Genomic DNA, 17,997 nt, shown 5'->3' on the forward strand with positions numbered 1-17,997 from the left:
TGCTGATTTTTAATCTAGAAGCCCCGCGAAATATGAGTTCGCGTCCATGTGTGCCGACAATCTATGCAAGCGAAATCCTGCGTCACCTCATGATCGGTGACGGTCACCTGTCGCGATTTCCGCTTGCCCGTCAGCCGATCATTCACAATCTGCTCCACGGATCGCACTTGATAGACATTTTCCCGGTAACCGGTGAGCTTTATCGCACGATGATGGCAGCGTGGGCACTCTTTGTTTTTCTGCTGTTCAATCCAGAGAATTTGCACATGCGGTACAACCCAGATCAAAGAGCTCAACAGCGCGACAATGATTGCCAGATCGGTCGCGCTACTCGATAGACTCACTTTCGAGACCGCCGGGATCAGGCACAACCCGCCCAAGATGCCGAGCCACACCAGGCCCCATATTAGCCGGTGGTTGCACAACGACCGGTAACGCTCCTCGCGGCGGGCGATGTGCTCGGCGAAGGTATCATCCTCCGTCTGTGGGGCAGCTCCGGAGACCGCGTCCGTGTACTTGGTCTGATCGAACGCATTGTTGTAGAACTGCCGGGCCTGTATCTGTAGCTGGGTGGAAAACTGCTCGGGTAGTAGCATGTGTTCATTCTTTTCGCTCGAGTACAGCTTGAGTTTCAGCGACGCCGCGTCACACAGCGTGCGCAACATCCGAGGTGAGGGGTCCAGAAAAAACAGGCCGATTTCATACAGTTCACCGCGGCGGTATTCGCCGACTTTGTTGGGGAAATAGTCCAGTTCGATTCGCTGGTCATCCGCCAGTACGACCAGCTGCGAAGGAAGCCAGCCGCCCGAGCGAGACGTCTTTATTTCAAGATCCAGAATCATGCGGTCTGAGGTCCGGCGAATACTACGACGCCAGGACAGCGTGAGTTCATTCTCGCCCCCGCGATGGCGGCAATGACGTGAATGTTCAATGGTAGTCAGACCCTCGAACTCATCTTTTTCAACCGATACGTAGTCTCCCTTGATGCTCATCATTGTCCCTCTGAAAGTATGTTGCACAGGCTGAAAATGTCACTGGGTAATCAGCTCGACGAGTCCGAGTCCGAGTCAGTGCCTTGTGCCTTGGCGATCATGACGTCCAGTTGTGCAAGGAACTTGTCGACGTCGATCTCTACAAACTTCCCGCAGGACGCAGCGATGATTTTTTCCGCAAACTCGGGGCTGTACTCAAGAGGCTGATAGTCAGGGTGGGTTTTATCGAGGATTTTGAAAAACCACTCTCCCTCCATTTCCTCGCCCACCAGGCAATCGAGTTCCTGCAGGCCCAACAGCGCCGATTGGTATTGCGCCTCCTCCAATTGCGGAAAATTGCGGACTACGGCTTGTTTCAGGTCGATGGCGCGCACACCGTTCGCGGCAAGGTCAACGATCAGGGTCTGTATCGGATTCAAGCGTTTCATCGGTCACCTCAATGATTCAGTGATGACCCTCGTCCATGGAACGAGGGCAGATCTTCCCGTCGTCAGGCGGCCACAGCTACTCGCTGAAGACCGAGGTCATAGCCGATCATGAACAGCGCTGCTTCGAGGACGCGCAGCGGATCGTGGGGGGAGGCGACCGAATGGAAAGGGCTGCCTTTCGTAGCAGGATTCGCCAACACCGCGCTCAACACCCAGTTCGCTCGCAGATTCCAGAGTGCGTGATGAGCTCCCGAGCGCAGCCCCTTGAATTCGAGATTGCCTTTACCTGGATTGCGGCATTTGGGCGCAGTTGCGTTGGGCGCTTCTTTCGCGGCTGCCCAAGGGAAGCACAACGCTTCCGGCACTTTCAGGAGGCCCTGAGATTGGCAGTATTTCACTATCAGCCAGCCGAGCGCTGCGGCGACGCGGCTGTCATAGATGACGAAGTTCTTGCAGAGCAGCGAGTAAACTTTGGTCATTCCAGAGTTGAAGCGCAGGTGCTTGGAGCGCAGAACTGGAGCAAGCTCATCGCCGGCGTCCATTGCTGCCTGTACCGCTTCCAGCAGACCCGCCAGTCCTTCCTTGTTCGCCTTGAGCCAGCTCGCGTTGCCCGCACTCACGCCACCCCAGCTCATCACGCCAAGGGCAGCATTAAGAGCGCGGCTGTCATTCCCATTGATGTTTTCGAGGTCCTTGCGCAATGCAGCCAGGGCAAGGCCATTGCTCATGGAACAGTTACCGGGGTTGAACGCCAGTCGCGAGTTTCCCGGATGATTCCAGCGGTAGCCGGCGAAGGCGTCGAACAAGCTGTTACACGACCATTGCGCACCCGTACGACGATCAACATACTCGTGCTTGAACCGCGATTCAGAGTCGAGTTCTGCCGCGAGCCAGTCAATGAACTGAGACACGTGGGGAAGGGCGAAGTAGGTTTGGCGATTCATGAATACTCCTGTGGGCTGGCACTACGATTAGCGAGATTGCCTGCCAGCCAGAGCATCAAAACATCGGATAGGGACAGATCGTGTCCGCAATAGGATGACTGTGGAAAATAAAGTGGATTTGTTTGATCGACGAGATTGCCTGCGCAAAATTTTGCTCGAGTACAAGGAGCCGCAGTCAACCACCGTTCTGCATGAGCGTCTCTGCACCGAGTTAGGGCTTGAGAACCACATTCCCAAAAGTACGCAACGGGATCTTGAGGCGCTTGAACGTATCGGCGAGGTGAGGCAGGTCAAGATGGACTCGGATCTGCGAGCCAACTTCTGGGTGTGGTTAGGGCCTGGCCTCGATCTGACGCTCTTGCCAACCGAAGCCATGACCGTATCGGCCATCATTGATCATGCGGCTCGTTTTGGTTTGCAGGCGCCGCCCGAGATGCTGAAAAAGCTCCGTGGCTACGTTGATCGCGTCATGAGCAGAGCACCTTTTCGAACGCTGGAGTGGGCGAAGCGCATCACTACCGGTACACGCTTCACAGTTCTGCAGCCCGGGCGATCCGACCCAGCCCATGTGGCCATGATTCAAGATGCTCTTTGGTTCAATCAGCCGTTAAAGATCACATATCTCCCCCGGGATGCCGGGGGCGTCGAGTGTGTCTATCACCTGAAACCCTTGGCGCTCTCTTACCAGGACTCGAACATCTACCTATCTGCCTACGTGCTGGACGAGGAGTGGCCAGAGGGCTGCACACCCGAGCCCGGAACAAAGCGAGGCAAGTACAGCAGCAATGGTCCGAAAACACTCTGCGCTCTCATGTTGCATCGTGTGGTGGCAGTTACAGAAAGCAGCCGGTATATACCGGAGCCTGATGGCTACGACGTCAACTCGCTCGAAGCCCAAAAACACCTCATGACTATTCATGGCAACGAACCCGTTGAGCTCAGGCTTCGGCTAGGCAGCAATTTGCACAACCGACTTTCGGAAAATCCACTGGCAGCTGACCAGATTATGGTGCAATCATTCGATCGGAAATGGGATCTGAGTTGCACACTGCGCGATACTCAGGGTTTGAGACTGTTCCTGCTCAGCAACGCGGACGAAATTGAAGTGCTTGGACCTCCCGTTATCCGCGCACATGTGCGAGATGCGCTGCGTCGCGCAGTGAGTCTTTACGCTGATGATTGATCTTGTATGCCGAGCGGAAGATGCACCTAATCAGCCATACAACTAAGCCGGAAGCTCTTTCGAATTGTTCACTTAGTCCTGCTGTGCCTCAGGCTTGGGGGCAGCTTATTCGAAACAGGCTAATTCCGCTGCGTCATCCTTGGCCAACGCCTAGCGGCTGGGAATCTCCAGTTCGCCTTCCAACATCCCGAAGTCAGTCAACGATGATCGCCTTCCGCGCGAGCGTAAGACGCTCGCCGGAATAATCTATTTCACTCATCGGCGCCCTCGATCTCATCCTCGGTAATGTCGTCCATCAGTTCCTCATGACTGACTGCTGGCCGTATGTAGCAATAGTGTTCATGGCGCGTCCTCTGGATTTGCCCCTACAAAACCGGACACCAACGCCCTGTTAAATTGATGCTGCCGCCAAGCGCCTGAATTCCCTCGGCGAGCGATAGTTCAAGGCGCTGTGCGGATGCTGCTCGTTGTAGTGTTCGAAGGCAATTGCCAGGTTACGTAGCGCCGTTTCTCGATCCGGCTTGGGCATGTGCGCCACGTAGTCACGCTTGATCGTCTTCACGAAGCTCTCGGCCATGCCGTTGCTCTGCGGGCTGCGCACAGGTGTGGTCACCGGCTGCAAACCGATCTGCCGAGCAAACAGGCGCGTCTGTTCGGCCGTGTACGCCGAGCCGTTATCGCTTAGCCATTGCACCGGCGTTGTCGGCAGTTGATCACCGAAGCGCTTCTCCACGCTTTCCAGCATCAAGTCGCGGATATCATCGCCGCTGTACCCGGTCGGGCTGGCGACCCAGCCGATGGCCTCGCGATCACAGCAGTCCAGGGCGAAGGTCACGCTCAGTTTGGCGCCGTCCTCGCAGCGGAACTCAAAACCGTCCGAGCACCAACGTGTATCGCTGGTTTGCACCGCAATACGGCCTTCGTGCCGACGCGGCACCCCGGGCTGTTTGAGTCGACGCTCCAGCAGCAAGTTGTGATCACGCATGACCCGGTAAACCCGCTTCACGTTGATCGCCGGCAGCGACTGGGTTTCACGTGCGCGACGCAGTAATCCCCAGACACGACGGTAGCCATAGCTGGGTAGTTCGCTGACCTGTTGCTGGATTTCAACCACCAGTTCAGCATCGTTCACGGGCCTGCATCGCCGTACTTTGGGCGATACCGATTGCTTGTCGAACCGTTAATTGCGAGCACCGAGACATTCGCTGACCAGCTTCACTGGTCGTCCCCCGGCAACAAGGGTGAGTGCGCAATCCATTTTCGCGACCGGGTGAGCTCCACGGCCTCTTTGAGGATTTCTGCTTCCATCGTTTTCTTGCCCAGCATCCTTTGCAGTTCACGGATCTGCTTGAGCGCATCGCTCAGTTCCGAGGCAGGCACCACGGCTTCACCGGCACTGACCGCCGACAGGCTGCCGTCCTGATACAGCTTGCGCCACAGGAACAGCTGGTTGGCATTGATGCCGTTGCGCCGAGCCACCACCGAAACGCTTTGTCCTGGCTCAAGACTTTCGCGAACCATGGCCAGTTTTTGCTCTGGGCTCCAGCGGCGACGCCGCTCCTGGCCCAAAAGCTCCCCACTCTTATCGTTGCTGTTAGTCATAAACATAACCGTTTGCCTATCCCTTATCGTAAGGGGGAAACGGTGTCCTGTGTTTCATGGGGCTCGTTCATTCGGCCCGAGCTGGCGCCAGCCCACCGTTGAATTGATGGGGCCGAATCCAGTTGTACCGATGCATCAAGAAATGGCTGATATCGCGTTGGGCTTCTTGAGCAGTTCTGTAGCCCGTGGTCGGTATCCATTCAGTTTTCAAGCTGCGGAACACGCGCTCCATCGGCGCGTTATCCCAGTAATTCCCCCGACGACTCATGCTCTGACGCATGCGATAACGCCACAGCCGCTGGCGAAATAAACGACTCGCATACTGCGACCCTTGATCCGAGTGAAACAGCAGGCCCTGAGGTCTTCCACGTTGTTCGTAGGCCATATCCAGCGCCTTAATAACCAGCTCAGCGTCCGGCTTTTCCGACAACGCCCAGCCCACCACTCGGCGCGCGCAAAGATCCAGTACGACCGCCAGATAGTGCCATTTCCCTTGGGCCCAAATGTAGGTGATGTCGCCGCACCACACCTGGTTGGGTGCCGAGACATCGAACATCCCGATTCAAGATGTTCGGGATATCCAATCGTTCAACCGTCGCTCGTTTATAGGCATGAGAACCTGGCTGTTTGCTGACGAGGTCAAGCTCACGCATCAAGCTGCGCACTTTGAACCGACCGAGTTGCTCACCATCGTCACGCATCAACGAGAGGATGCTACGGCTGCCGGCAGCACTGCGACTTTGTGAAAACAACTCGCTCACCCGGCTGCGCAACCGAAGTCGTTCGACATCCGGCGTTCGGCGCTTGAGGCGGTGGGCGTAGTAACTTGAGCGGTTGATTTCAAATACGTTGCATAGCCAATCAACCGGCTCATGGACGCTCAGCTGATTGATCAGCGCGTACGCTCGTGATCTTCCGACATCAAGAGCGCGGTAGCCTTTTTTAATATCGATTTTTCCCGTTCAAGCCGGGCGATCCGGGCTTCCAGCTCCTGGATTTTCTGCTGTTCCGGTGTCAGCGCTTTGCTCTGCGGGGTAACGCCTTTGCGCTCCTGCTGAACCTGGTCGACCCAACGGCGTAGTGCCGACTCGCCGACGCCGAGTGAACGGCTGGCTTCGATGTAGCTGTAGTTTTGCTTGAGCACTAGGTCGGCAGCCTCGCGTTTGAATTCAGTAGAAAAGGAACGGCGTTGTTTGGTCATCTGACACCTCGATCTGGCGAGCATTCTCGCCTAAATAGGTGTCCGGTTTCATTAGACCACTACACCTTTCCAGTACATCGGACAGTGAATAATCGCTTGGCATGGTGTCGAATCCTTTCGAGAAAGCCCAGCATAGCAGCGACAGTGCCCCCAATTGGAACCTGCAATAGGTTGATTAGCTATGCTACAAGGCGAATGGTGCCGGGGGAGAGCACTCGTCAATGCATGCCCGATGTGGTTTTGCTCGACACAGAAGTGTCGTTTTTATCCTTGGGGGGGTTGTTTCCTGCGGATAAGTAGCAGACGGCCCGCTAAGAGGGTTAGAACATTTATACATAATGACGCTTTCTGTAATGGGGGCACCGCCGGTGAGAAAACATAAGTTTTTTGCATTGAGCTGGGGAGTAGCGATTACTCTGGTGGTGGGGGTAGGGGCAAGCATTCTCGGGAGCTGGGCCCTTGAACGTTTCAACGAACAGCAGGCCCAAAAAGCGGTCATTGCGGCTACCGAGGATGCAGCAGACTCGGTTTTGACTCGACTCCGGCTTTATCAATACGGATTACGAGGCGCTCGTGGGGCCGTGCTGACTGCGGGAGAACATGGTCTCAATCGCGAAATTTTCCTCCGATACAGCCAAACTCGCGATATTGCTACTGAGTTTCCCGGCGCACTCGGGTTTGGTTTTATAAGACGTGTACAAGAGCAAGACGAAGGTCAGTTTCTTAAGCGTGCTAGAGCTGATGGCAAAGCCGATTTTTCCATTCGCCAGTTTTCACCCCATTCAGGCGAACGTCACGTTATCCAGTATGTCCACCCCGTTGAGCGTAACCAGGCAGCAATTGGCTTGGACATTGCTTCGGAAACAGTTCGGCGTGAGGCCGCCCAGTCTGCAATGCAAAGCGGTCAGGCACGGATTACCGCCCCCATCACACTGGTAATCGGCCTAGGAAAGCCGCAGCAGTCTTTCTTGGTGCTGTTACCCATTTATCGTGAAGGGGTGACTCCATCAACCGTTGCAGAGCGAGAGGCAGCGGCATTTGGCTGGAGCTTCACCGGGTTGCTGACCGAGGAGGTGCTCAACGGTCTGCGCGTGGAAAATGAATCGGTCCATCTGCGATTGAGGGATATCACCGTCCCCGGACGAGAGGAGGTGTTTTATCAAAGCACCGACGACTCGACTAGCCGTCAAACATTGATGACCCATCAGGTGGAGCGCGAGGTGTACGGGAGGCGATGGCAAATCGAACTCGGCGCGCACCCGTTGTTCCTCCAGCGTCTGCATCAGGTTTCGCCGAAGGTCGTCCTTTTGATTGGTGGTTTGCTTACATTTCTTTTAGCTACTCTGGTTGGAGTCGTGAGCGTCAGTCAACAACGACGGCGGCAGATACTCGCCGAGCAAGCAAGACTGGCCGCCATCGTTGAAAGCTCGGCCGATGGCATTATCGGTAAGACTCTCGATGGCTTCGTCACCAACTGGAACAAGGGAGCCGAGCATCTTTTTGGCTATACCGCCGAGGAGGCAGTGGGGCAGTCACTGGTCAGCCTGGTTGTTCCTGAGGCGCTTGTAGCTGAGGAAGCCCATATCCTTGCGCGTATCAGCGCGGGGGAACGGATAAGGAGCTTTGATACCCAACGTCGATGCAAAGATAACCGGCTGATTGATGTCTCCGTAAGCATCTCACCCATTTTTGGCGAGGGTGGTCGCGTCGTAGGAGCCTCCAAGACGTTAAGGGATATCTCGGCGAAAAAAGCAGCGGAGGCCCGAATTCTCGAACTCAATTCAAACCTGGAGGAGCAGGTTGCGCAGCGAACTTCCGAGTTGCGGCATCTCAATCTATTGTTAGGCAGCGTGCTGCGCTCGGCCACTGAGGTCTCGATCATTGCGACGGATCTCGATGGCGTTATCCGTGTGTTCAACAAAGGCGCCGAGCATTTGTTGGGCTATCACGCCGATGAGTTGCTGGGTCAGCACACACCTGAATCGATACATGTGCGAGAGGAACTCGCTGCTCGTAGCGTTGAACTGAGCGAGGAGTACGCTCAGACAATCGAAGGTTTCCGTGTTTTGACCCATAAACCCGAGCTTGAAGGTGCAGAAACCCGGGAGTGGACTTACATACGTAAGGATGGCTCGCGGTTTCCTGTCACGCTGGTGGTCACCTCCATGCGTGATGACGACGGGAAATTGAGCGGCTACCTGGGCATCGCGGTGGACATCACCGAACGTAAAGCGGCGGAAAAGGAGCTGGCTGCGAGCCTGGAGACGACGCAGAAACAACGTAGTGAACTGATGGCGATTCATGATCAGTTGGTGATGGCTGCTGAAGTAGCCGAACTGGGCGTCTGGTCCTGGACGTTGGCGGACAATGCCTTGCAGTGGAATGATCGCATGTTCGAGTTCTACGGTCAGCCGCTGACATTGCGCAATAATGGTCTGGGCTATCAGCACTGGTATTCGCGAGTTCACCCCGACGATGTGTTGGCAGCGGCTGAAAAGCTGAGTGCCGCAGTCGAGGGGGCTGGTGTGTACGACACCATTTTCCGTGTCGTTCGTCCGGACGGCCAGGTCCGCTTCATACAGGCAGGCGCGCAGGTCGAACGCAGTCCGAGCGGTGCGGCTTTGCGTGTGACAGGTATCAATCGGGACATAACCTCCCAGCGCGAGCTGGAGTCCCATCTGCTGTACGCCAAGGAACAGGCCGATACCGCGAGTGCGGCCAAGTCTGCCTTTTTGGCCAACATGAGCCATGAAATACGCACGCCGATGAACGCCGTGCTGGGCATGTTGCAGTTGGTGCAGAACACTGACCTGAATGGTCGTCAACTCGACTATGTGACCAAAGCACAGTCCGCTGCGAAGTCACTGCTGGTCTTGCTCAATGACATCCTTGATTACTCCAAGATTGAGGCCGGCAAGCTGCAACTCGATGTGCACCCGTTCGAACTCGAATCGCTCATGCGTGACCTCTCCGTTGTGCTGGCCGGCAATCAGGGTCAGAAAGAAGTCGAGGTCATGTTCGACCTTGACGCCAATCTACCCAACGACCTGATAGGCGATAGCCTGCGGCTGCAACAGGTGCTGATCAACCTGGCGGGTAACGCCCTCAAGTTCACCCTGGAAGGCCAGATCGTGGTCAGCGTCCAGCAACTGATACGCACGAAAAACGCTGTGGGCTTGCGCATCGCCGTTTCCGATACCGGCATCGGCATCAGCCCGGAGCAACTTCAGCGCATTTTCGAAGGATTCACTCAGGCCGAGGCTTCAACCACCCGCCGTTTTGGCGGCACCGGTCTGGGCTTGGTTATCTGCAGGCGGTTGGTCACCTTGATGGGCGGTGAGCTTCAAGTGGAGAGCCAGCAGGGCGTCGGAAGTCGCTTCTGGTTCGACATAACCCTGGATATGGCACAGGCTTCGCTGCCGAGAGCTGCCTGTCCTGGAGTCAATGAGTCCATACGGATACTGGTAGTCGACGACAATGCCATGGCGGGTGAATTGCTGTTGCGAAACGTATATGCCTTGGGGTGGAAGGCAGACCATGTGAGTGGTGGCACGCAAGCGGTGGAATGGGTGAAGAAAGCCCAGGCCCAGGGCGAAGCCTACGACGTGGTGCTGATGGACTGGCGGATGGCCGATATGGATGGGCTGAGCGCCGCTCAATTGATCCATAAGGGGGGCAATGGCCTGCCACCGCCCATGGTCATAATGATCACGGCTTACGGCCGTGAAGTGCTGGCCGACGCCCACCAGGCGGGAGACGCGCCATTCGTGGGATTTCTCACCAAGCCAGTCACCCCCAGGCAGTTGGCCGACGCTGTTCAGCGAGCGGTCATCGGCAAAGGCCTCCAGCAGCCCCCCCCGTCCAGGTTAACGCTTGGCAGGCCGCAACGTCTGGCTGGACTGCGGCTATTGGTCGTGGAAGACAACATGCTCAATCGGCAGGTTGCCGAGGAGTTACTGACGGGGGAAGGCGCTCAGGTGACACTGGCTGAAGGTGGTTTGGAAGGGGTGAGAAGAGTGATGGCTGAGGATGTCCCCTTCGACGCAGTGTTGATGGATATTCAGATGCCGGATATTGATGGCTTGGAGGCAACCCGTCGTATTCGATCGAATCCACACTTTGCAGCACTGCCGATTGTGGCGATGACCGCGAACGCCTCCAATACCGACCGTGAGGCCTGTCTTGCTGCGGGGATGAATGATCATGTCTGCAAACCCATAGACCTTGAGCAACTCGTCATAACGCTGCTCATCCAAGCGGGCCGGGAGGATAGCCGGAGATCTCTAGCCTCAGAGCAAGCCGATACAGGAGAAGGTGTCATCGAGTCTCGTGCGTCAATCATTGATCGCTTTGGCGATGACCTTGAGTTGATCCGCAATGTACTGGGTAACTTTGGTCCGGATTCGGAAAAGCAGCTTGCCCGGTTGCACGATCAGATCCAGCGGCAAGATGCCTCGGGGGCAGCTTTCGTGCTCCATACCCTTAAAGGTAGCAGTGGAACAATGGGGGCCAAGGCGCTGTCGCTGCTGGCAGGCAACTTGGAGCACACACTAAAACACGCAGATGCAGAGTCTGTCGCGAAATTCTTTGCTGACGCGACATGGTTTGACGAATTGAGCAAGTTATTGCAACAAAGCCTTGAGCAATTGAATGTTGAGTTTAGTCAGAACCCGCGTGTAAAGATCGAGGCTGGCGAGGACTTAATGGCGCCGATGCAATGGAGAAAGTCACTAGAGGAGCTTTTGGTATTGCTTGAAGCGGGCAACCTTCAAGCCATAGAGCTGGCAGGCGCGTTGGCACCGAAAACGCAGCCATCCCTACGCCCACGGTTCGACGAATTTGTGGTCATAGTGCAGTCGCTAGACTTTTCCGCTGCGATGCCGATTGGTCGTGAACTTTTGATATCAGCCTGAAGGAACAGTCGATGAAAACTTGGTTGCCGCATCCCTATAACCGTCCAAAACTCCTCATAGTCGACGACCAACCGACTAACATCCGGGTGTTGCATGAGCTGTTCCGCGGGGATTGCGATGTGTTCATGGCCACCAGCGGAGTGCAGGCGATGACGGTATGCCGGGGTCAACTGCCCGATCTGATTCTGCTGGACGTCGTCATGGAGGGTATGGATGGGCATGAAGTATGCCGTCGACTCAAGGCTGACCCTGCGACCCAGGACATTCCCATCATTTTCATCACCGCACAGCGGCAGGAGTCAGATGAAGTGATAGGTCTGGAACTTGGCGCGGTGGACTTCATCAGCAAGCCCATCAATCCCACCATTGTTAGAGCCCGTGTGCGAACACATCTAACCTTGAAGCTACAGAATGATCTGCTACGTTCCATGGCATTGATGGATGGCCTTACTGGAGTGGCCAATCGACGCAAATTCGATGAGGACATATTGGCGGATTGGCGTCAGTGCTATCGAGAGCAAAAGCCGCTGTCGCTCATCTTGGTGGATGTGGACTTTTTCAAACGCTACAACGACCGATACGGACACCAGGCCGGAGATGGCTGTCTGAAATCCGTTGCACAAGCGTTATTTGAAACGGTTAGACGCCCTTTTGACCTGGTCGCTCGGTATGGTGGCGAAGAGTTTGCCTGCATCCTGCCCAATACAGGTCTTTCTGGGGCGGTCGAAATTGCAGAAAAAATGCAAGAGCGTATCCGAGCACTGGGTATCGAGCACTCTGCTTCTGATGTAGATCGTGTAGTGACTGTTTCTCTAGGCGTCGCTACATTGACGCCCACTGGTGATCTTGAGTTCCAGGCTTTAATAGAAGCTGCTGACAACCAACTTTACAAAGCGAAGACAGCAGGCAGGGCCCGAGTATGTTCATCTGCAATATCGTCTGGGTAAGAGCCCCCCTATCTGATTGCATTTTTGACTCTTTATGCGTTTCGTCTTCCACACACTGTTGGCGTTGATTGGAAGCTGACCCATTCTGCCGAATGAAATTTTAGCCAGGGCGAATTGTCGAGGGTATTGAAGACATCCTCGCGTTCGAAGAGTCAAGCTACCGGCGCATCAAACCGACGGAAAATGCTTGTGTGAGCGCACCCTTGCGCGAGGTGGTAAAGCTGATGGACGCCAACCTCGAAGAGCCGCTGGAGCTGGAGCAACTGGCGGTCTATGCAGGTCGTTCTCGTCGACAACTGGAGTGCTTGTTCAAGGAACAACTCGGCACCACGCCGCAGCGCTATTACATGGAACTGCGCATTACCGAAGCGCGTCGACTGCTTCAACACACGGAGCTGTCCCAGGTGGATGTGCTGGTGGCGTGTGGTTTTGTGTCGCCGAGTCATTTCAGCAAGTGCTACAGCTCGTACTTCGGTTACAGGCCGTCCAGGGAAACGCGGTTGGTCAAATAAGTGCCGATGGGCGAGGGCATCGCGGCGGTGTGCGGTGCGTTCGGCCTGGCCGTCATCCCGATTGCGATCAAGGCCACTGCCGAATACTTCCCGAAGAAGGAACGCTCCTTCGCCACCGGTATTTTCCCCGTCATCCCCATCAGAAACCAGTTGGCCTCTGGCTTTGCGCCCGTTTCCATGGGCGACAGAGCGCTGCGCGGACGCAACAGCATGTTCAATCCAAGCCACGCAAGGTAAGCGGCACCGCAGTATTTCAACAGGTCATAGGCCAGTTCCGAAACCGCAATCAAAGCGCCCAGACCAAAAGCGCCCGCCGCGCCCCACAACAAGCAACCCGTATTGATTCCCAACGCAGCGCGCAACGCCTGCTGTTTGCCTTCCACCGTGGCGGTTCTCAAGATCAATGCAGTGTCGAGCCCTGGCGTCAGGGTCAGCAACGTGGCAGCGAAGGTAAAAGCGAGAAGATTGTCAGCGATGGACATGGGCGTGTGACTTAAAAATGAGGGTGTACGCACGTTAACACGGGCCTGGTTGACTGCCGATGCACGCTTTCTGCCGTTCCCAAGCCAGTTTGATGGCCTCAACGCTCGGCACGAATCTGGACATATGTCGAATCCCCACTACCGGAATCTTGCGGCTGCCAATGGTGGCGGTGAATCCATAAGTCGCCCGGTAGGAAGAAGCGTCAACGTGATCCAGTGCCTCTCCATTGCCAAACCTCTCCCACAGAATCCTGGCCGCCGATGGGCTTCCCAAGCCGTTGCTGTAAGCAATGATCAACTCGGGTTCCGCGAGTGGCACCGTCACCCGCTCGAAAAAATCCATTGATTTGCGTGTCAGCGATTCCAGGCTCGCCGCAGAAGATTGCTGCGCAACTTTTTGTATGGACGCGGCATCAGCGGAGCACAGCAGCAACGCATTGGTATAGAGGGTGTCGCGCCAGTCAAAACCAAGCTCGGTGGGCAGCTCGGTCAATCGCCGGGCCAGGGTCTTCGAACCCCAGCCGCCTTCCAGGCCATGGGCGACATTGGAAAACTCGGGTTGTTCGTAGCCCGCGTGCACCGCGCCGGCATTGGTGTGGATGGCGTCGGCGAGGGAGCCGTTGAAGCCGATCACGATCAGGCGCTTGCGGCTGGGTGGTGCGGCGAGCAATTCGAAGGCGCAGTCGAAGGGGCGGGCAGGGAAATCACCGATGCCGAGGTCTTCAAGGGTCTCAAGAATAAAGTTGCGGGTTTCTAGCGGCATGGATCTATCCAGTTGGCATAGCAGCATAAGGAATCGGCACCCAAGAAAAGCCTGGTAGCCCAACTTGTATCGCTCAGGTTTTTGAAGAGGGTTGCAAACTACCGGCCATGTGCAACCGCCGCCAGTTGCTCGGTGTCGACGCGCACGAAAACGGAATCCCCAACCGCCGTCAGCAGCTCCCCCGCGTAGACCTCACAGATGACGCGGGTTTTGCGTCCGACCTCGCCTTCCACCTTCGCACGCAGGGTCAGCGGTACGCCCATCGGCGTCGGCTTGATGAACTTGATGCCCAGGTTGCCAGTGACACAGTTGATGCGCGGGAGACTGGCGACTTCGCGGTTTTCCATCCGGTAGTGATAGGCCATCGCCGTCCAGTTGGAATGGCAATCGACCAGCATTGCGATCAATCCACCGTAAACCAGATCCGGCCAGCCGCAATATTTGGCCTCGGGCAGGTGCTCGGCAATGACATGCACGCCGTCCTCATGCCAGAAACTCTTGATGTGCAGCCCGTGCGGATTGCTGCCGCCGCAGCCATAACAAACGCCTTCTGGCGCGGCGGTGTCTTGCAGGGAAGTGTCGGGCGTGGACATACCTTGATCATCCTTAAAAATGTGGACTGCACCGGCGGATTTTAATGCTGAACTGACAACAAAGGGTGCTGCAATTCATGCACTGCGCGGGCGTCAGATCATTCCCGGGAAAAATTTCTTTACGGCTTTATCGTGTTGGGAGCAGAACCATAAACTTTAACGGAAAGCGGCCACTCATGGTTACCGCTGCTCATCGTTCTGCCAAAGCAGCCGATAGCATGATATGCAACTGACTTGCGTCAACGACCAGCGGGAATTTATGCCGAACAATCTCTCCTCTATCGTCCATTCCCCCTCGCATCGCTCAAGCGTGAGGCTGGCACGCGCCTCGCTGTTCAAGTTCGCAGGTTTATTGGTAGCCGTATTTCTACTTGCCAGCTATTCACTCGTTTATCTTGCGCATGATTTAGACCGCACGGAGGAGGTCGAAAGCGCGTTTTACACGAAGAAGGCAATGCAATCGCTGAAAAAATCCCTGCGTTCAACCGTCAAGGATTACGCGTTTTGGGGCGATGCGTACAAGCACCTGCATGCTGAAGTGGACCCTGACTGGGCCTTCGTAAGGCAGAACGTCGGACCTACGCTCTACGCGGATTTTGGATTCCAGGGGTTGTTTGTCGTTAATGCCGCCAATCGTACGGTTTACTCGGTGATCAAGGGCGAGCTGAAAACCGTGGAAGCGGCAGAGTGGCTCAAGCAGTCCCTTTCCGGGATTCTCGATAAGGCGCGTGCGGGAGCGGAGACAGAAACGCCGACAACCGCCTTCATCAATATCGCAGGTGTACCCGCCCTCGTCGCGGCAGCAGCCATTACGCCGGGAACTGACCCGACCGTGGAGCCTGACGACGGACCTCCGTCGGTGTTGATTTTCGTCAGTCTGTTGAACAGCACCAGGCTCGAAAGAATCGGCGACGATTTTGGGGTCAGTCATCTGCACGTCGCCACACCCGAGGACTTCGGCGTTACGACTATTTATCCGCTGGGCAATGACGGCGCGGCCGGCAGCCTGCATTGGAGTTCGTCGAGGCCAGGCCTGCGCCTACTGGGAGTAGGGTTGCCATTGATCGGCATCGCCGCGCTATTGGTATGCCTGATGACGTGGGCCATTTTGCGTCGCACGACCGCGGGTGCGCTGGCGCTTGATGTCAGCTATGCCTCGCTGCAAAACAGTCAGGACGCCCTCGCCACCAGCGAAGCGCGCTTTCGCGATGTCGTTGAAGCCAGCTCGGATTGGGTTTGGGAAATAGATGCTGACTGGCGTTTCACCTATCTGTCAGAGCGATTCGAATATGTAACGGGGCAGTCCAGAGAGGCTTGGATCGGTGCGGTGATCAATGATCTGCTGAGCACCGAAATGGGCACGTTATCTCAGTGGCTCAGCATCCCGAGCCGTCGTCCGGACCTCAGCATTCAATGCCGCTATGTCGATACCAAAGGTCGTGAGCGAATCACGCGTCTTGCGGCTCGAGAAATGACAGGTGGAGGATTCCGCGGCACGGCTACCGATGTGACGGAGGAAGTTGAAGCCCGACGACGAATCGAATTTCTCTCTCAGCACGACGCCCTGACCGGGCTGCCGAACAGAACACGTCTACAAGAGTTTCTTGACGGCAAACTCAAGGCGATGCCGACCGTAGATCAACCGCTGGTCATGCTCAGTCTGGACCTTGATCGTTTTAAACCGGTCAATGATTTGCTTGGGCATGCCGCCGGGGATCGAGTGCTGAATGAAGTGTCGAGTCGCCTGGCTGACTGCGTGCGTCACGGGGACCTTGTCGCCCGAATCGGCGGGGATGAGTTTGTTTTGATCCTCACTGACGTGGGTTCCCAGGAAGAAGTCGAGACGCTTTGTCGCCGCCTGATCGAGTCCATCGAGCGGCCCATAGCGATCGACGAGCAGGAAGTGTTCGTCAGCGCCAGCATCGGCATCGCGATGGCACCCAATGACGCTTGCGAGGCGACTGAGCTGCTTCGCTATGCGGATATCGCACTGTACGAGGCCAAGGGCGCAGGTCGTAATACCTGGCGCTTTTATGCGGGCGATATGAATGCCAGGATCATCGAGCGCCGTCGTCTGGAAAGCGACTTGCGTTTCGCGATCAAACACGGAGAGCTGCGGCTGCATTTCCAGCCACGCTATCGTATCGCTGACGGGCAGATGATGGGTGCCGAAGCCCTGGTCCGGTGGCAGCATCCTGAACGCGGTTTGATACCACCCGACACGTTTATTCCGATTGCCGAAGAATCCGGGCTCATTCTTTCCTTGAGCAATTGGGTGATCAAGACCGCCTGCAGTTGTGCCGCACAGTGGCCGGAGAGGTTGTTCGTATCAGTCAACCTTTCACCGATCGAATTCAAACGAGGCAATCTGGTCGAGCGCATTCAGGCAGCACTTTGTGACTCTGGGATCGACCCTGCCCGAGTAGAGCTGGAAATTACCGAAAGCGTCATGCTCGAAGACGCCACCGGCGCACTTGAGGTGATGCGTACGCTCAAGCGGCTCGGCGTACGGATATCGATGGATGACTTTGGAACGGGATATTCTTCCCTGAGCTACCTGCGCGCATTCCCTTTCGATGGCCTGAAAATTGACCGCAGCTTTTTGAACAGGCTGGTTGATAGCGAGGATGACAAGGCTATCATCCGGGCTATCGTGGGCTTGGGACGTGCGTTGTCACTCACCGTTACGGCAGAGGGCATCGAAACGGCCGAACACCTGAAATTGCTGAAAGCGGTTTCTTGCGATGAAGGTCAAGGCTACTTCCTGAGCCGACCGCTCGATATTGTTGCTTTCAATAAGTTGGCAGGTGTCTTCGAAGAGGACCGGGTGGTGGCAACCTAACGACCGTGAGCAATGGCCACCATTTGCCCGGGTATACCGCGCAGGCGCCAGATCACCTCTCGCCGGTTTCCGGCAGTCTGGCGATCACCTTGATCTCAAACTGGAAACCATACAGCCACGTGACGCCAATCCCGGTTAGCGTCGGGTGCGGCGCGCTACCCCAGAACTCCGGCACGATCTTCCAGATCGTTTCGAACGTCGATTCGGGATCGACGATGAAGACGGTGGCATCAATCACGTCGTCGAAGGTGCAACCGGCCGCGACCAGGATCGCGTTAAGGTTGTTGAAGGCGAGCCGGACCTGATTCTCCAGGTCGGGCTCGGGCGATCCATCTTCCTTGCTGCCGACTTGCCCCGACACGAACAAAAAACCATTGGAGCAAATCGCCGGCGAGTAGCGATTGCGCTCATAAAGCGCCTGGCGACCGGACGGAAAAGCCACATCGCGCGTTGTCATAAAGTACCTCCATCAAGGGGTCGGAACTGACCCGAAACTAACGTTGAAGGGACTGTAAGGACTTGCGCCCGGGCGATAAACGAGCAACCTTGGCGATCACTGTTTGGAAAATACAAACAATCTGATCGATACAAGGGA

10 protein-coding genes and 4 pseudogenes are annotated in these 17,997 nt (G+C 56.0%); 5 read left to right on the plus strand and 9 right to left on the minus strand.

What is annotated here, in order from left to right:
* Window positions 1-14 precede the first annotated feature (14 nt).
* From ACYZTL_RS00950 to ACYZTL_RS00960, 3 genes are all read right to left on the minus strand, one after another.
* On the minus strand, window positions 15-995 hold the full coding sequence (locus tag ACYZTL_RS00950; RefSeq protein ID WP_461950166.1) for a hypothetical protein: 981 nt from the start codon (window positions 993-995) through the stop codon (window positions 15-17).
* Window positions 996-1,042: 47 nt separating this feature from the next.
* Window positions 1,043-1,420, minus strand: coding sequence for a hypothetical protein (locus tag ACYZTL_RS00955; RefSeq protein ID WP_461950167.1), 378 nt, complete (start codon window positions 1,418-1,420; stop codon window positions 1,043-1,045).
* A gap of 62 nt (window positions 1,421-1,482) precedes the next feature.
* Complete coding sequence (locus tag ACYZTL_RS00960) at window positions 1,483-2,364, minus strand: hypothetical protein (protein ID WP_461950168.1); 882 nt, start codon at window positions 2,362-2,364, stop codon at window positions 1,483-1,485.
* Window positions 2,365-2,464: 100 nt separating this feature from the next.
* On the opposite strand from ACYZTL_RS00960, the gene ACYZTL_RS00965 reads away from it, so the two are divergent.
* On the plus strand, window positions 2,465-3,547 hold the full coding sequence (locus tag ACYZTL_RS00965) for a helix-turn-helix transcriptional regulator (RefSeq protein ID WP_461950169.1): 1,083 nt from the start codon (window positions 2,465-2,467) through the stop codon (window positions 3,545-3,547).
* A gap of 391 nt (window positions 3,548-3,938) precedes the next feature.
* On the opposite strand, the pseudogene ACYZTL_RS00970 reads toward ACYZTL_RS00965, so the two are convergent.
* A pseudogene (locus ACYZTL_RS00970) lies at window positions 3,939-5,149 on the minus strand (IS3 family transposase).
* A 67-nt stretch (window positions 5,150-5,216) separates the two neighbouring features.
* A pseudogene (locus ACYZTL_RS00975) lies at window positions 5,217-6,350 on the minus strand (IS3 family transposase).
* 338 nt (window positions 6,351-6,688) lie between these two features.
* Here ACYZTL_RS00975 and ACYZTL_RS00980 point away from each other — a divergent pair.
* From ACYZTL_RS00980 to ACYZTL_RS00990, 3 genes and pseudogenes are all read left to right on the plus strand, one after another.
* Entirely contained in the window at window positions 6,689-11,263 is a 4,575-nt protein-coding gene (locus ACYZTL_RS00980; RefSeq protein ID WP_461950170.1) for a PAS domain-containing hybrid sensor histidine kinase/response regulator, read from the plus strand.
* A gap of 11 nt (window positions 11,264-11,274) precedes the next feature.
* Window positions 11,275-12,210 carry a diguanylate cyclase gene (locus ACYZTL_RS00985; protein WP_461950171.1) on the plus strand — a complete coding sequence of 312 codons (936 nt, stop codon included), beginning with the start codon at window positions 11,275-11,277 and terminating at the stop codon, window positions 12,208-12,210.
* 113 nt (window positions 12,211-12,323) lie between these two features.
* Window positions 12,324-12,722: pseudogene (locus tag ACYZTL_RS00990) on the plus strand (helix-turn-helix domain-containing protein); the annotation flags it as partial.
* Window positions 12,723-12,841: 119 nt separating this feature from the next.
* Here ACYZTL_RS00990 and ACYZTL_RS00995 read toward each other — a convergent pair.
* The 3 genes and pseudogenes from ACYZTL_RS00995 to ACYZTL_RS01005 form a co-directional block, all read right to left on the minus strand.
* Window positions 12,842-13,204: pseudogene (locus ACYZTL_RS00995) on the minus strand (LysE family translocator); the annotation flags it as partial.
* A 34-nt stretch (window positions 13,205-13,238) separates the two neighbouring features.
* Window positions 13,239-13,967, minus strand: coding sequence for a hypothetical protein (locus tag ACYZTL_RS01000; RefSeq protein WP_461950172.1), 729 nt, complete (start codon window positions 13,965-13,967; stop codon window positions 13,239-13,241).
* Between the two features lie 98 nt (window positions 13,968-14,065).
* Window positions 14,066-14,560, minus strand: coding sequence for a PaaI family thioesterase (locus tag ACYZTL_RS01005; RefSeq protein ID WP_461950173.1), 495 nt, complete (start codon window positions 14,558-14,560; stop codon window positions 14,066-14,068).
* 259 nt (window positions 14,561-14,819) lie between these two features.
* Between ACYZTL_RS01005 and ACYZTL_RS01010 the strand changes: the two genes are divergently transcribed.
* Complete coding sequence (locus ACYZTL_RS01010) at window positions 14,820-17,402, plus strand: bifunctional diguanylate cyclase/phosphodiesterase (RefSeq protein WP_461954233.1); 2,583 nt, start codon at window positions 14,820-14,822, stop codon at window positions 17,400-17,402.
* Between the two features lie 52 nt (window positions 17,403-17,454).
* On the opposite strand, the gene ACYZTL_RS01015 is transcribed toward ACYZTL_RS01010, so the two are convergent.
* Entirely contained in the window at window positions 17,455-17,859 is a 405-nt protein-coding gene (locus tag ACYZTL_RS01015; protein WP_461950174.1) for a RidA family protein, read from the minus strand.
* Window positions 17,860-17,997: the final 138 nt, after the last annotated feature.

It is taken from the genome of Pseudomonas sp. LB3P81 (assembly GCF_054897965.1).

Excerpts from the sequence above, each read along its gene's own strand:
- ACYZTL_RS00950 (WP_461950166.1), bottom strand. The coding sequence starts at position 995 with ATGATGAGCATCAAGGGAGACTACGTATCGGTTGAAAAAGATGAGTTC.
- ACYZTL_RS00955 (WP_461950167.1), bottom strand. The coding sequence starts at position 1,420 with ATGAAACGCTTGAATCCGATACAGACCCTGATCGTTGACCTTGCCGCG.
- ACYZTL_RS00960 (WP_461950168.1), bottom strand. The coding sequence starts at position 2,364 with ATGAATCGCCAAACCTACTTCGCCCTTCCCCACGTGTCTCAGTTCATT.
- ACYZTL_RS00980 (WP_461950170.1), top strand. The coding sequence starts at position 6,689 with ATGACGCTTTCTGTAATGGGGGCACCGCCGGTGAGAAAACATAAGTTT.
- ACYZTL_RS00985 (WP_461950171.1), top strand. The coding sequence starts at position 11,275 with ATGAAAACTTGGTTGCCGCATCCCTATAACCGTCCAAAACTCCTCATA.
- ACYZTL_RS01000 (WP_461950172.1), bottom strand. The coding sequence starts at position 13,967 with ATGCCGCTAGAAACCCGCAACTTTATTCTTGAGACCCTTGAAGACCTC.
- ACYZTL_RS01005 (WP_461950173.1), bottom strand. The coding sequence starts at position 14,560 with ATGTCCACGCCCGACACTTCCCTGCAAGACACCGCCGCGCCAGAAGGC.
- ACYZTL_RS01010 (WP_461954233.1), top strand. The coding sequence starts at position 14,820 with ATGCCGAACAATCTCTCCTCTATCGTCCATTCCCCCTCGCATCGCTCA.
- ACYZTL_RS01015 (WP_461950174.1), bottom strand. The coding sequence starts at position 17,859 with ATGACAACGCGCGATGTGGCTTTTCCGTCCGGTCGCCAGGCGCTTTAT.